We start from the raw sequence: 14,806 nt of genomic DNA on the forward strand, positions 1-14,806 counted from the left end.
GCTGGCGCGCAAGAGCACAACCCTAGACAGTATACAGGTTCAATAGTGACAAAATCAGCAGCGTCCGTTTCACCCATCCTCACGGCAAAACGATTGAGCAGATCCTCCTCGATGGCGCGCGCACCAACAGACCGGCACGCCTCCGCAACGCAAAGACGAATATGATGTTGACCAGGCTTTTTGTCGCGAAAATCAGCATAAAAACTGATCACGCCACGCACTTCCGCCTGGCTAATGTTAAATAGTTCTGCCGCGATCCGAACGGTCTCGCTGGGCACGAACCCGCATCTTTCCTGTACATGGCGTAAGCCGGTGATTAGACCACCTGTTTCTCCAACATGACCGGAAAGAGCCTCCTGAATAATCTTTTCCATGCCCAATCGTTCCCTCAATGTGAGATCAAGGTCAAGCATGTTAATATAAATCTTTAGTCACAAAAATTGCCAACATGCCGACAGCACCCAACATTAGGCCCATTCAACATGCGCAATCAAGATATATTTTAAATATAAAATATCGTAACTTTTGTTCGAATTATTCTGGCAATGCCCGTTTTATTGCATCTCAGCTTGCGGTTTGAGCAAGCCAAAACGCTCGCGTAACGCAAACCGCCAATTCAGGATCACAGCCACAATCGCCAAACCGCCAGCAAGCCCCAGCCAAACGCCTACGCCACGCAATTCAGTGTGGAAGCCCAAATAATAGCCAATGGGTAACCCCATCAACCAATAGCCAAATATGGCGGCATACATGGGCACCTTGGTATCACTCAATCCACGTAATGATGCAGCGGCCATGGCCTGTGCACCATCAACAAGTTGAAAAAGACCGGCAACCGCCAAGTAAGATACAGCCAGACCAAAAACCGCTAAGTTTTCGGGTTGAGTTGGATCGATAAACAACGAAACAAACACGTTCGGAAACACCACAAAAAGTGCACATGTGATTGCCATAAAGCCCGTGCCAATAGCTATTGAAGTCCAGCCGGCAACACCTACGCCAAAGTTTGAGCCACGTCCGTATTGAAGCCCAACCCGAATGGTTGTTGCCTGTGAAAGACCAAGCGGCACCATGAAGGAAATGGATGCCAATTGAATGGCGATAAGATGTGCAGCCAACGCTTGCGTGCCCAACCAACCCATCATGATGGCAGCAACGCTGAACAAGCCCACCTCTGCCGTCAACATAAATCCAATGGGGGTTCCCACCCTGATGATTTCGAAAAACCGTGGCCAATCCGGCCGCCAAAAACGCAGCAACAATGCATAGTGCCGGTATTTTTGTCGTGTGAGTACGTAACCAAGTCCGAACAAGAATGTCACTGTATGCACAACAATTGTAGATATGCCCGCACCAGCCAGTTCTAACCGAGGCAAGCCAAAGTTACCAAACATCAGGCCATAGTTGCCAAAAGCGTTCACTACAATGCCGATCAGCGTCGCATAGAGAACAATACGAGTGTCGCCATGGGCCGACAAGAAACCGCGCAAGACGGTAAACAGCAAAAACGGATAAAATTGAAACGCGGCAAACTGCATATAGCCCTTGGCCAATGCGCCCAGCTTCGGGTCTTGCCCAAGAACTTCAAATATCCATTCAATTTGCAAAATAAAGGGCACGAGAATAGTGGCGAACATCAACGAGACCCAAAACCCCTGTCGCACGGTGCGGCGCACAGAGCGGTAGTCCTCCCGGCCAACTGCCTGTGCCATCAAAGGGGACACAGCTGTTGCAACGCCAATTCCAAAAATCAGGAACAAGAACATGATGGATGTAGCAAGCCCGCCCGCAGCCAAATGATCCGCGCTGAGCCAACTCATCATAATGACGTCAGTCGTGCCCAACCCGATTTGTGCCAATTGGGCCGCAATCAACGGCCATGCCAAAATCAAAGTCGTTTTTGCTTCGCGCAGCCAATCAGCACGCCCCGCCTGCACGTTTGTCGCGTCAGACATCATCTCACCTCATTACAAAACATCCCGGCAAGAGATTATTCGCCGACATTCGGTTCAAAACAAAAAACCCAATGCCAACCGCTGTAGAGCGATTACCGGCGCGATGAATTCGCGATTCTTGAAGCTAAGGTTTCACCGGTGTGACAATTTGGCAAGCGCTTCTTACCAGTCGATCAAAAATCGCGCTGGTGTGTAGCCAATTTGTCACCACAAACCTCAGTGCTCGTTTTGCGGCAAATCATCGGTAATCTCGTAGTAATCACCCTTTTCCGCCGTAAATATATGCATCGCCAATTTGGTGTCAGTCGGCTTATCAAATGCCCCCATGGACACACCAATCCAGTCTTTAAAAATCGCATCAAAAAACAAGGTCGAACCGCACATCAAGCAAAAGCCACGCCGCACCTTCTCAGAAGACTGAAACCAGCTGATGTTTTCTTCACCACTGATTTTTAGCGCATCTTCTTTGACGTCAGTCGACACGAGGTAATGCCCTGTTGATTTGCGACAAGCATCGCAGTGGCAAGCGTCTGGTGCCTTCAGTTCTTCAGTAACTTCAAATTCGACCGCGCCGCACAAGCAACTTCCAGTGTGCATATTCTTTCACCTTCTCAATAAGCAAACCCGCAAGAGCATAATCTTGCGGGTTTTTGAAATTCCATCTAGTGCAAACGCGCTACATGTTGGGGTAATTTGGCCCCTCACCGCCCTGCGGTGTTGCCCACGTAATGTTTTGTGCGGGATCCTTGATATCGCATGTTTTGCAATGCACACAGTTTTGGGCGTTGATCACAAACTTTGGACCAGTCCCATCTGTTTGCTCAACAACCTCATAAACTCCAGCCGGGCAATAGCGCTGCGCCGGCTCTGCAAATTCAATCAAATTTTTTGAAATCGGTAGGTTTGGATCAGCCAATTTTAGGTGGCACGGTTGTTCTTCAGCGTGATTGGTGAAACTAAAAGACACGTTGGTCAAACGATCAAAAGACAAGGTGCCATCCGGTTTTGGGTAGTCGATCTTTTGATGGTCTGCTGCGGGTTCTGTAGCCATCGCATCAGATTTTCCATGCGCCCACTTGCCAAACAAGGGTGCACCAAAAAGCGACGCGAACCACATGTCAGCACCAGCCAACATAGTACCCCAAACAGCGCCCAGCTTTGAACTCATGGGTTTGACGTTGCGCACTTTGTTGAGGTCTTTTGCGATCTCTCCAGTGCGTACTTCTGTTTCGTAGTCTGAAAGCTCATCACCTTGCCGCCCAGCCTTCAACGCCGCCGCCGCCGCATCTGCAGCCGCAATGCCGGACAACATGGCATTGTGATTGCCCTTCAGCCTAGCAAAGTTGAGCAAACCAGCAGAACAACCAAGCAGCGCTCCACCCGGAAATACCATTTTGGGCAGAGATTGCATGCCGCCGCTCGCGATTACGCGAGCGCCATAGGCTGTACGACGACCGCCTTCCAAAAGCGCTGCAACCTGCGGATGGTGTTTGAATTGCTGGAATGCCATATAGGGGAAGACATAAGGATTTTTATAATCCAAATGCACAGTAAAGCCGACGTAAACTTGATTGTCTTCAAGGTGATAGATGAACGAACCACCACCGGCTTCGCCTCCTAGTGGCCAGCCCATTGCGTGCTCAACATGGCCCAATTTATGCTTGGAGGGGTCAATTTCCCAAATCTCTTTCATGCCCAAGCCGAACTTAGGATAGTCTGCTTCCTGATCAAGGCTGTATTTAGCGATTACTTGTTTGGACAATGAGCCCCGAGCACCTTCACTCAGCATCACATATTTGCCGCGCAACTCCATGCCCGGCTCATAGCTTGACCCGGGTGCACCATCTGGATTCAAGCCAAATTCACCCGCAACCACGCCCACCAACTCGCCATTGTCGCCGTAAACCAACTCAGAAGCCGCAAAGCCGGGGAATACCTCAACGCCAATCGCTTCGGCCTGCTCGGCCAACCAACGACACACATTGCCCATGGACACGATGTAACAACCTTTGTTGGACAAAAGCGGTGGCATCAAAATGTGGGGAATGGAAAAGCCACCTTTTTCAGAAAAGATGTTGAAATGATCTGTGGTCACTTCAGTTTTGAGCGGCGCGCCCTTCTCTTTCCAATCAGGAATAAGCTTGTTCAAGCCCACCGGGTCAAGTATGGCACCAGAAAGAATATGAGCACCAACTTCGGAGCCTTTTTCCAGCACAACAACCGAGATGTCGTCGCCACCAATTTGTTTGAGCCGGATCGCCGCGGACAAGCCAGCAGGGCCTGCTCCAACAATCACAACATCATATTCCATGGATTCACGCGCGACTTCGGACATCCCATTTCCTCTCAAATGCTCAAAAACGGCTCGCACAAAACGAGCCGTTCCATTTTCTGATTTGCCGATGTTTTAAACACAAAATTGATTTGTGCAAAATCAGCATTTCGCATCATACGACAAGTCCGTCGCATGATTAGCGCAACGAGCCTAGATTTTGGCTGCAGTAATCATAATTTCAACAAAGAACTCTGGCGCGGCCAATTTGCTTTCGCCAGTTGCACGAGCTGGTGGGTTCGCTGGGTCAATCCAAGCATCCCAAACCCTATTCATCGCACCAAAATGAGCCATATCAGACAGCCAAATTTCAGCTTTAAGAACGTTTGACTTGTTGGTGCCGGCCTCGGCCAACAATGCGTCAACATTGTCCAAGATTGTTTTGGTTTGGGCAGCAACGTCATCGCCCAAATTGCCAACCTGACCAGACAAATAGACCATATCCCCAAACACAACAGCTTGGCTCATCCGTGGACCGGGATTAATACGTTTAATGCCCATTTGATTTCCTATTGTTGTAGCGCCGCCCGATTTGGTGACAAATCTTTGATTAGTTGTTCATCCGCAAAATCTGGCAGGTCATCGCCCTACACCATTCGGGCCGCCAATAGCGACAAAGCAGGTGCTGTTTGGATGCCATATCCACCCTGTCCTGCCAACCAGAAAAATCCCTCAACCGATTTTGCAAATCCGCACACCGGAGTCTTATCCGACGCAAAAACCCGCAATCCGGCCCAACTGCTATCGACACGCGTGACGTCGTAAGTTGTTGCTTCTGAAAATCGAAACAAGCCTTCCGCCAAAACCATATCATCCACAAACACATCATGAGGTGGCACAATGTCTTCATCAGCAGGTGACACCAGAAAACTACCCGCATCTGGTTTCATGTACCAATCTTCTGACGCACTCAAAAGCATTGGCCAACCGTGCGAAACATCCGGATGTGACGACGGCAAAGTCGCGATTGTACGCCGCTTTGATTTTAAGCCAACTGGGGGTGCACGAAAGATTATGGCAATCTCGTCGGCCCAAGCTCCGGCCGCATTCACAACTGTCTTAGCCTGAAATTGGCCCTTCACCGTTTCCACGTGCCACATGCCATCAACGTAATTTGCGTCACTAACTTGCGCATCACAAATCACCTGGGCACCCAGCTTTTTTGCCTGCTTCAACCAGCCATAATGTAGCGCAGCCACGTCTAGGTCTTTTGCTTCTCTCTCGAGTCCTGCAGCCACACATTTTGACACATCAAGTATTGGGACAATCTGCGCGGCTTCCTCGGGAGTCAGCGGGTCAATATCATCCGCTCCTGCCATGAGTTCATCAAATTCCGCCTTTGAAGATTGACTTGCTACATGCAGCACGCCCCGATTAGACAAAACCGAGTTTGGAAAGAACTCTACCGGCAAATCCTGAAACATGTCCCAAGAAGCTTTATTGAGTTTCTTGATCGCATCATTGCCATAGTTCATGGCAAACATCGCAGCGGAGCGACCTGTGGAATGGTAGCCCGGACGCGCCTCCATATCCAACACGACCACTGAATTTGACTGCGCCAATTGCGCAGAAATGCCCGCGCCGGCTATGCCTGCACCAATCACCAAAACATCAACTTGCCGAACCATCAAATCAACTCTTTTTCAGACTCATTGTTCAAATGGTGCACAGCATTGGGCGGCAATTGCAAGCCTGAATCAACAGTTTAAGCTCTTGATTCCAGTTTTGCAGAAACAACAGCAAACCATTGCAATCAAACTATCTTCCCAATGCATAGCCCTGCATGAACCGAGCATTTGCACCCGCGCGCAAATATCCCCCAGTTTTGGACGCAGCTGTCATGCGACCAAGCGTCCAGTCGCCATCAACCTGCAGTTTATGCCCTTTGCGCTTCAACTCCTCAACAGTGGATTGGCCAAAACGCCCCTCAACAACAAGGTGCCCTGCATCGGCTTCACGCGGATAAAACGAACTGGTTACATGGTTGGTGTGGAAACCTGGTGCATCAATTGCTTCCTGCAGATTTTGCCCAAAATGCACATAACGCAAGAAATGGTGCAAAGACCACTGATCTTGCTGGTCGCCACCCGGCGTTCCAAAGATCATTTCTGGCGCCCCATCTTTCATTGCCATGGAAACAGACAATGTTGTACGCGGCCTTTTGCCCGGCGCAATGCAGGACGCAGAGCGCTCGTCCAGCCAAAACATTTGCGCGCGGTTGGTCAAACAAAACCCAAGTTCAGGCACAACGGGGGAACTTTGCAGCCAACCACCACTTGGCGTTGCGGTGACCATATTTCCCCACCGATCAATGATATCCAGATGACACGTATCACCCTTAGTGCGCCCGTCGCTTCCGGTTGGCAATTCATCAAAACGTGCAACAGTAGGCTCACCCATATCCTTGTTTTGGCGGCCCTCCGGCGTCTCGCCTTTGGGACGATCAACCAACGGCCCGCCAAATCCTTCAACGCGGCCGGGACGCTGTTCAAACGAAGCGGTTTCACCAATCAGCTTGCGCCGCTGATCATTATAGTCGTCACTCAATAGCTTTGCCATCGGCACGCCGACGAAATTGGGGTCTCCATAAAAGCGTTCGCGATCCGCAAACGCTAATTTGGCTGCCTCTGCCACAAGATGCACAAAATTCGGATCGGTGGGAGACAACCCATCCAAATCAAATCCCTTAAGCAATGCCAATTGCTGCAAAAACGTTGGCCCCTGCCCCCATGGACCAGTTTTGAGCACCTCATAGCCCTTATACGAATAGCTTAGCGGCTCTTCGTAACTGGCGTGCCAACTCGCCATATCTTGCCCGGTCAACAGGCCGCCATTTCGTTGGCCCGAAGTATCCATAAATTCGTTTTCACGGAAAAAACTGTCGATCGCCTCGGCAACAAAACCTTCGCGCCAGATCTTACGTGCATTTTCAATCTGGCGGTCACGACTTCCGCCAATGCTCTCGGCTTCTTCAATAATCCGCAGATATGTTGCGGCAATTGCTGGATTGGCAAATCGACCACCAACTTTTGGCACTGCACCGTTGGGCAAATACACTTGGGCAGAGGTGTTCCAGTGCTCATCAAAGAGCTGCTTAACGTTACCAATGGTGCCAGCGATGTTTGGCAGAACAGGAACACCATTTTGCGCATAAGATATGGCATAAGACAGCACGTCACGAACATGCAATGTGCCGTAGTTGAGCAACATCATCATCCATGCATCAAAAGCGCCAGGCACCACAGCGGATAACAACCCACTGCCCGGCACAATATTGAGATCAAGCGATCTATAAGCGTTTAGAGTGGCATTTGCTGGGGCAACGCCCTGCCCACACACAACCCTTGGCGCCTCGCCATGCTTTGCAATCAGCATAGGAACTTCACCACCTGGGCCGTTTAAATGCGGCTCAACAATTTGCAAAGTAAACCCGGTCGCAACAGCCGCGTCAAAAGCGTTTCCGCCCCGTTCCAGCACCGACATCCCCACACCTGAAGCAATCCAGTGCGTAGACGCCACAACGCCAAAGTCACCCAATATTTCTGGTCTGGTTGTAAAATTCCGCATGTGCCTCTCCCTTACTGCAACTGGCGACATTAAGGGTAAAACTGAATTATTCAAGGAATGGTTGTACCAATTTCACATTGAATCCAAAATCGCAATGCAATAGCACATGCCGCCAACCAATTGTGCGTAAAACTTTTGTGGCATTAGCTATTGATTTCTGTGGGTTTTCCGCGCTTAAACTCACGTCAGCAAAAAATTGGTTGGGACAAAAATTGGCAAAACTAGCAAAAAAAGCACCTCGCAATCCACAGAAAACTGGCAAGCCAGCGCCAACCGTGCGCGCTTATGAGGGCGTTGTTGCCAAAATTCGGTTGCTAATCGAACAAGACAATCTTGGCCCCGGCGATATCTTGCCCCCAGAACGCCAATTATCACAAAGATTCAAAGTATCCCGCCACTCCTTGCGCGAGGCCATTCGCGTGCTGCAAGAACAAGGTGTATTGGCTGCCCGACAAGGCAGCGGGAACTATATTCAGGCCGCAAGCCAAGCGGACTTGGTCCGAGCACTCGGGTTTTCAACAAAAGGCAGCACACGAAAGCTCTTTGATTTGTTTCAAATGCGCGAAATGCTGGAGCCACAAATTGCAGGACTAGCAGCGAAATTTGCGACGAAAGAACAACTGGATATCATTAAGGGGTACGCCACTTTGGTGGAACAAACCGAAGATTTCCTTGAGGGACAAAAACACGATCAAGCTTTTCATGAAGCCATTGCTGCCGCCACGGGCAACGAATTGCTATTTAACGTGCTACGCGAGATCAACAAAAGCATGCTGCCAACCGCAACGTCACCGGTTGAACGGCATCGCCGTGACCAGATTTCAAATCATGGACACAAACGCATTGTTGCGGCCATTGAGGCCAAAGACAGCATTGCCGCAACAGAAGCGATGCGGCTGCATATTTCCGAAATCAAGTCAGAAGTGATTTAGCCAATCCGATCACAATCGAATTGGCTAAATTATGTTAGACGACTGCGCGCAAATTGCGCAGTGGTCGGCCCGTAACAAGGTTTTGCGCTACAGAAACAATGGTGTCTGCATCAATGCCATAGTGACTGTATAGATCACTAACTGTTCCCGTTTGCCCAAAGTGCTCTACACCCAAAGGAATAGTTTCGTGTCCTGCAACCGCGCCCAACCAACTCAAAGTTGCCGGGTGGCCGTCTGTCACAGTAATGATCTTACAGTGCGGTGGCAGTTCAGCCAGCATCCGTTCAATGTGTGACATCGCGCCAATATTCCCACGACGACGGGCCCGTTGCGCAGCGGTCCAACCCGCATTTAGCCGATCCGCTGACGTACAAGCGAGCACGCCAATGTCTCGGCGGTCTTCGCCAATGCGGCCTGCAGCCTCAAGTGCCTCTGGGGCAACAACACCTTGATAGGCAATCACAACATCGCAGTTGGCACCCGGCTTGCGCCACCAGTACGCACCATCAATAACTCCTTGTTTGAACTCTTCATCTTCGCGCCAAATGGGCTGTTCCAATGGACGTGTCGACAGGCGCATATAGATGGATCCACCCGTTTCATCACGAAGCCACGTGCGTTCGTCTGGGTCGCCTTCGCCATCGCGCTGCATATAGTCAAACGCCCAATTCATCACAACGGACAATTCGTCCAAATAGGCGGGTTCGAACGCGGCCAAACCATCCTGGCTCATCCCAATCAGTTGCGACCCAATTGATTGGTGCGCACCGCCTTCCGGCGCAAGCGTGATCCCGGATGGTGTGCCCACTATCATAAAACGGCTATCTTGGTAACAAGCGTAGTTCAATGCATCCAAGCCTCGGGCAACAAATGGATCGTAGACCGTGCCAATTGGCAACAAACGCTCGCCAAAGATGGAATGAGACAGACCAGCAGCACCAAGCATCAAGAACAGGTTCATTTCCGCAATGCCCAACTCAATATGCTGACCATCTGGTGAAAACTGCCATTTCTGTGCCGAAGGAATGGCCTCATCTTTAAACGTGTCCTGCAACACTTTGCGGTCAAACAAGCCTTTGCGGTTTACCCAACCACCAATATTGGTGGACACCGTCACATCAGGCGATGTGGTGATAATACGCTCAGAAAGCTTGTCGTCTCGTTTGCCAATAGCATCCAGGATTTTGCCAAAACCCGCTTGCGTTGATTGCATGCGGTCTGTCAATTTCACCGGTTCACCAACAGGAACGGCGTCGACATTGAAACGGCGTGTGCCTTTAGAAAAGAAAGGAACCTGATCCAAAAACGCCTGTGTTTTCTTTTCGTCGGCAATCGCACCAAACTTTTCCCACTCATTGCCGGTGTCAACACCAACATTTTTGCGGAAAATTTCCATTTGCGTAGGTGTCATCAAACCAGCATGATTGTCTTTATGCCCGGCCAGTGGCGTGCCCCAGCCTTTAATGGTGTAGGAAAGGAACATCGTAGGTTTATCATGATCAATGCTTTCAAACGCATCAACCAAAGTTTCCATGCACTGACCACCAAGGTTGTTCATTAGGGCCGAAAGCTCGTCGTCAGAACGCCTTTCCATAAGGGCCGTTACATCGCCCTGATCGCCAATTTGATCCAGCAAACGCTTGCGCCACGCAGCACCGCCTTGAAAGGTTAGTGCCGAGTAGAGTTGGTTCGGGCAATTGTCGATCCAATCCCGCAATTTGTCGCCACCTGGCTCCGCAAATGCAGCGCGCTGCAACGAACCGTGCTTAATGCGCACAACTTCCCAGCCAAAAGCTTTAAAGATCGTCTCAAGACGCTCCCAAAGCCCTTCCTTGATCACCCCATCAAGGCTTTGGCGATTGTAATCGATGATCCACCAGACGTTGCGAACATCATGTTTCCAACCCTCTTGAAGGCACTCAAAAATGTTACCCTCATCCATTTCCGCGTCGCCGATCAACGAAATCATTCGGCCCATGGGCTTGTCTTTCGCCCATTTTTTGGCCTGCAGATAATCCTGAATCATTGAAGCGAACGCAGTAATACCTACCCCTAGGCCAACTGAACCTGTTGAAAAATCAACATCATCAATGTCTTTTGTACGACTTGGATAGCTTTGCACGCCGCCGAACCCGCGAAAGTTTTCCATTTTCTCACGGGTTTGATTGCCCATGAGATATTGAATAGCATGGAAGATCGGCGATGCATGCGGCTTAACAGCAACACGATCTTCTGGTTTCATGACATGAAAATAGAGCGCCGTCATGATCGAAACAATTGAGGCAGACGATGCTTGGTGGCCGCCCACTTTTACGTCACCGTCGTCTTTTTTTCGCAAATGGTTCGCATTATGGATCATCCAACATGCGAGCCAGAGCACTTGGTTTTCCAACTGTTTAAGCTGCTCAATATCTTTTTTCATGGCGGTTCTCTCTTGGAGCATTTGTGACGAATTTTGCGCACGCCAAAGCGGTCGCGCACAAGCTCACTCTAAAGTTGTCAGACATCTTACATAAAAACAAAACAAGGGCAAGTCGTTGACCCTCAAAAGTGCACCCTGAACAGGCGGTGCAATCTGCGCAATTTGCGCAAACTACACCCCGTCCAGAGGAGCCGTTAAGCGACTTTTTCTTCTGCCATGGGCAGTGCTTGCATCAGATCTGCAATAATGTCATCTGGCTCTTCAAGGCCAACAGACATGCGGATCAAACCCTCACTGATCAGGTGTTTTGCCCGCTCTTCAGGCGTATAGGTTGAGTGCGTCATACTTGCAGGATGTTGGATTAGCGTTTCAGCGTCGCCAAGGCTCACCGCGCGCTTGATCATTTTGAGCTGGTTCATTGTTGACTTACCTGCCTCAATGCCACCAACTACTTCAAAAGCAATCATGCCGCCAAAGTCTTTCATGGTCCGTTTTGCAAGTTCGTGCTGCGGAAAGCTCTCTAGGCCCGGGAAGTAAACCTCTGAAACCATTGGGTGCGCTTCAAGCGCACGCGCCACTTTCATGGCATTGGCGCAATGGCGTTCCATGCGCAATTGCAATGTCTTAATGCCACGCAAAATCAACATCGCATTGAACGGCGCCATAACTGCACCTGTCATATCTTTCATGCCCACGACACGAATTTGGGTGATATCTTCAAGCGAGCCTGCAACCATGCCTGCAATCACGTCACCGTGGCCACCCAAATATTTGGTCGCAGAATGCACAACGATATCGGCACCCATCTCAATTGGGCGCATCAAATAGGGTGTGGTGTAGGTGCTATCAACAACAACCTTTGCGCCATGCTCATGTGCAATATCAGAAACAGCGGCCACATCGACCAAGCGCATATTCGGGTTTGCAACTGTTTCGAAGTAAACGATTTTCGTTTTGTCGCTGATTGCGGCCCGCACGTTTTCGGGATTGGTCATATCCACATGAGTGATTTTAATTCCGAACTTGGCCAAACCATGCGTGAAGAAAGCAAAGGTGCACCCGTAAAGGGTTTCGTCGCAAATCAACTCATCACCTGGCGCAAGAAACGTCCACATCACAGATGTGATGGAACCCATACCCGACGCGTTGGCCAAAGCCGCCTCAGCGCCCTCTAAAATGGCAATACGGCGCTCTAGCAAGTCACAGGTTGGATTGGAGATACGCGAATAAACATGACCCGGCTGCTCACCAGCAAAGATGTTGCCACCGTGCTCCGCACTTTCAAACGCGAACGTAGAAGTGAGGTGAAGCGGTGGCGTGAGTGCACCCTCTTCATCTAGTGGATCATAACCGTGATGAATCGCTCTTGTCGAAAACCCTAGCGGGCGACCCAATGCATCATCTTTCATTTCGCGTACCTCCAAAACAGTGACATGGCGGAAACTGCGCCATCCTTACCTTTTATAATACTGCTTTTCGAAGGGCATTTTCTGACTTTGTTTGCCGAAGAACTATGCTAGATTGGCATAATATTGCTCAATGGAGATAAAATTGGATAAAACCGACCAAAAGATCATTCGTCAATTGCAAGCCAATGGTCGCCTAACCAATCAAGAGCTGGCAGAACGGGTAAATCTGTCGCCTTCCCCTTGTCTACGGCGACTGAAGAACCTTGAAAAAAGTGGCATAATCAAAGGCTATTGCGCCATTGTCGACCAAAACGACTATGGATTACCAGTTACTGTTTTTGTGAGAATCAAACTGCAGCATCATACTGAAGATGCCGTCAAAGGATTCGAGCACGCCATTCAAACAATAGACGAAATCCTTGAGTGCCATCTCATGACGGGTGATTGGGACTATTTGATGCGCGTGGTGGTGGCCAGTCTTGAAGACTATGAACGGTTCACCCGCAAAAAGGTCCATAAAATCCCAGGCGTCGCAGCAATTGAAACAAGCTTTGCCTACGGCGAGGTCAAACGGATCAATGTGTTCCCAGCTGTCTAGAGTTGTCGTCTAGGCGCCAAAATCAGCGATTTATGGCTGGCATCTGATCGCGCGGTATGATTGCACCGGGAAACTGTATAACCCGCGCGGCAAGTTGTTGACCCGCCTTTGCACTCTCTTGAAGACTAGCACCCGCTAGCCGCGCCGCCAGCAATCCAGCACTAAAACTGTCACCAGCAGCAGTCGCATCAACTACTCTTGCAACAGTATCAAACTCAATGCTGTCTGTATTTCCATCAGCGTAAACAGTGATGCGGGCCGCCCCGTCCGTTACCACCAAGGCTGCTTCACCAAATTCCGAAAGCCGTTCAATAGTTTGCGCAACAGTTTTCGTATCAAAAACCGCAGCTCCCTCATCTTGCCCGATTTTTACAATTGTTGAAGCAGCAATCACCCGCCCCATCAAAGATGGCACATTGACGTGGGGTGAATGGCTTTGCCAAAGATGGGGGCGATAGTTCACGTCAAACATCACCTCCAGCCCCTTGGAAGCAAAAGCCTCTATGACATTAAGCAATCGCGCGCGCCCGTCGTCACTAAGAACCGCCAAGGTAATGCCCGATAAATAAAGCACGTCAAAGTCGAATAGAAATTCAACTTCTCGATCGGCGATTTCCCCCGTCAGCAGGTGCCGAACAGCAGCTTCGCTACGCCAATAGGTAAATGATCGTTCTCCCACACTGTCGGTGCTAATGGCATAAAGTCCTGGCGCACCAGCTTCTGTTTGCGCATAAGGCGAAAGAAACACCCGCTCATCATCCAATGCGGTTGCCAAGTTGCGCGCAAATGGCCCCTGCCCCAGGCGGGTCAAATATCCAACTTTGGCAGCTTCGCCCAACAATCGCGACAGATAAATCGCCGTATTCGCGGTGTCGCCACCAAAGCCAAATCCGGCAGAACCATCTGGTTGCAGACCGGACAACTCCAACATAACTTCGCCGACACATACAACTGATTTTGCCACAGGTAATCTCCGCATTTGCTTGCTCGTTTCCTAGCGCAATCTAGTGATGGGAGCCAGCCAAAGATACCAATATCAGTCCAATGAGATAGAACTTACCGATTTAGGAACGCGCACACAGCCAAACAACTTCATCGACGCCGCCGAATTTCGCGAACTGCGCCAGTTCTTTTTCCAACGCGTCAAAGCGCGCTTTGCCCCATTTGACCTTTTCTTCTTTCCAAAAGGCAATCACCTGCAAATGTTTTTTCTTGCGGTCCGCTTTCAATTCGATCCGTCCAACAAATCGATCATTTTGCAGCAGTGGGTAAACATAATATCCCCATTTTCGTTTTACCGCCGGCACAAATATCTCGATCGTGTAGTCAAACCCAAATAGACGTTTTAGTCTTGTCCGATCCCGGATCGTTGGGTCAAATGGGTTGATGATGCGCAATCGAGATGTAGGCTTCACCAACGCGGCCAATTCTTGCTCGACATCGCCAAATGCAAACGCCTCGGTCCAATTCCCGTCAGCCCCTTGCACCTCGACAGTTTCAAGACCAGCGCTTTCTGCCCAAGCTTTCACTTCCTTTGGACTAACTGCCTCCCAAAATTTCCGGATTTCGCTCAGATTGGCCACACAAAGCC

Annotated in this window: 13 protein-coding genes; 2 read left to right on the forward strand and 11 right to left on the reverse strand. The window is 50.0% G+C overall.

The features are described from left to right. The 7 genes from Q0231_RS08765 to Q0231_RS08795 all read right to left on the reverse strand — a co-directional run. A partial coding sequence (locus Q0231_RS08765; protein WP_299347202.1) for an NAD(P)H-dependent oxidoreductase subunit E occupies positions 1–374 on the reverse strand: 374 nt, incomplete at its 3' end. Positions 375–554: 180 nt separating this feature from the next. After that, positions 555–1,955 (reverse strand): MATE family efflux transporter, encoded by a 1,401-nt coding sequence (locus Q0231_RS08770; RefSeq protein WP_269393703.1) that lies wholly within the window; start codon positions 1,953–1,955, stop codon positions 555–557. Positions 1,956–2,171: 216 nt separating this feature from the next. Further along, on the reverse strand, positions 2,172–2,552 hold the full coding sequence (locus tag Q0231_RS08775; RefSeq protein ID WP_269393702.1) for a GFA family protein: 381 nt from the start codon (positions 2,550–2,552) through the stop codon (positions 2,172–2,174). 79 nt (positions 2,553–2,631) lie between these two features. After that, a complete protein-coding gene (locus Q0231_RS08780; protein WP_269393701.1) occupies positions 2,632–4,290 on the reverse strand; it encodes an electron transfer flavoprotein-ubiquinone oxidoreductase in 1,659 nt (552 codons plus the stop codon). Between the two features lie 150 nt (positions 4,291–4,440). Next, positions 4,441–4,788 carry a RidA family protein gene (locus tag Q0231_RS08785; RefSeq protein WP_299347204.1) on the reverse strand — a complete coding sequence of 116 codons (348 nt, stop codon included), beginning with the start codon at positions 4,786–4,788 and terminating at the stop codon, positions 4,441–4,443. Between the two features lie 86 nt (positions 4,789–4,874). Continuing rightward, entirely contained in the window at positions 4,875–5,915 is a 1,041-nt protein-coding gene (locus Q0231_RS08790) for an FAD-dependent oxidoreductase (RefSeq protein ID WP_299347206.1), read from the reverse strand. 130 nt (positions 5,916–6,045) lie between these two features. Continuing rightward, a complete protein-coding gene (locus tag Q0231_RS08795) occupies positions 6,046–7,854 on the reverse strand; it encodes a gamma-glutamyltransferase family protein (protein ID WP_299347208.1) in 1,809 nt (602 codons plus the stop codon). A 212-nt stretch (positions 7,855–8,066) separates the two neighbouring features. On the opposite strand from Q0231_RS08795, the gene Q0231_RS08800 reads away from it, so the two are divergent. Next, positions 8,067–8,786 carry a FadR/GntR family transcriptional regulator gene (locus Q0231_RS08800; RefSeq protein WP_299347209.1) on the forward strand — a complete coding sequence of 240 codons (720 nt, stop codon included), beginning with the start codon at positions 8,067–8,069 and terminating at the stop codon, positions 8,784–8,786. Positions 8,787–8,820: 34 nt separating this feature from the next. Here the strand turns inward: Q0231_RS08800 and Q0231_RS08805 are convergent, their stop codons facing one another. Both Q0231_RS08805 and Q0231_RS08810 read right to left on the reverse strand, forming a co-directional pair. Continuing rightward, positions 8,821–11,208, reverse strand: a complete 2,388-nt coding sequence (locus Q0231_RS08805) for a 1-deoxy-D-xylulose-5-phosphate synthase N-terminal domain-containing protein (RefSeq protein ID WP_299347210.1) — start codon at positions 11,206–11,208, stop codon at positions 8,821–8,823. A 194-nt stretch (positions 11,209–11,402) separates the two neighbouring features. Then, the gene (locus Q0231_RS08810; RefSeq protein WP_299347211.1) at positions 11,403–12,617 is read right to left on the reverse strand and encodes a methionine gamma-lyase; all 1,215 of its coding nucleotides are present in this window, start codon (positions 12,615–12,617) and stop codon (positions 11,403–11,405) included. 142 nt (positions 12,618–12,759) lie between these two features. Here Q0231_RS08810 and Q0231_RS08815 point away from each other — a divergent pair, with 142 nt between their 5' ends. Then, positions 12,760–13,215: an Lrp/AsnC family transcriptional regulator gene (locus tag Q0231_RS08815; RefSeq protein ID WP_269393694.1), complete on the forward strand. Its 456-nt coding sequence runs from the start codon at positions 12,760–12,762 to the stop codon at positions 13,213–13,215. A gap of 22 nt (positions 13,216–13,237) precedes the next feature. Here Q0231_RS08815 and Q0231_RS08820 read toward each other — a convergent pair whose 3' ends face one another. Beyond that, positions 13,238–14,179: a sugar kinase gene (locus Q0231_RS08820; RefSeq protein WP_299347212.1), complete on the reverse strand. Its 942-nt coding sequence runs from the start codon at positions 14,177–14,179 to the stop codon at positions 13,238–13,240. A gap of 100 nt (positions 14,180–14,279) precedes the next feature. After that, the coding region (locus tag Q0231_RS08825; protein WP_299347214.1) for a crosslink repair DNA glycosylase YcaQ family protein at positions 14,280–14,806 on the reverse strand (527 nt) is incomplete at its 5' end.

Origin of the sequence: uncultured Maritalea sp., from assembly GCF_937139385.1 — a bacterium.
GTDB lineage: Bacteria > Pseudomonadota > Alphaproteobacteria > Rhizobiales > Devosiaceae > Maritalea > Maritalea porphyrae_A.

Bases quoted from the DNA above. Each gene is read 5' to 3' on its own strand.
- Q0231_RS08795 (WP_299347208.1), bottom strand. From the start codon at position 7,854: ATGCGGAATTTTACAACCAGACCAGAAATATTGGGTGACTTTGGCGTT.
- Q0231_RS08775 (WP_269393702.1), bottom strand. From the start codon at position 2,552: ATGCACACTGGAAGTTGCTTGTGCGGCGCGGTCGAATTTGAAGTTACT.
- Q0231_RS08805 (WP_299347210.1), bottom strand. From the start codon at position 11,208: ATGAAAAAAGATATTGAGCAGCTTAAACAGTTGGAAAACCAAGTGCTC.
- Q0231_RS08770 (WP_269393703.1), bottom strand. From the start codon at position 1,955: ATGTCTGACGCGACAAACGTGCAGGCGGGGCGTGCTGATTGGCTGCGC.
- Q0231_RS08780 (WP_269393701.1), bottom strand. From the start codon at position 4,290: ATGTCCGAAGTCGCGCGTGAATCCATGGAATATGATGTTGTGATTGTT.
- Q0231_RS08810 (WP_299347211.1), bottom strand. From the start codon at position 12,617: ATGAAAGATGATGCATTGGGTCGCCCGCTAGGGTTTTCGACAAGAGCG.
- Q0231_RS08790 (WP_299347206.1), bottom strand. From the start codon at position 5,915: ATGGTTCGGCAAGTTGATGTTTTGGTGATTGGTGCAGGCATAGCCGGC.
- Q0231_RS08785 (WP_299347204.1), bottom strand. From the start codon at position 4,788: ATGGGCATTAAACGTATTAATCCCGGTCCACGGATGAGCCAAGCTGTT.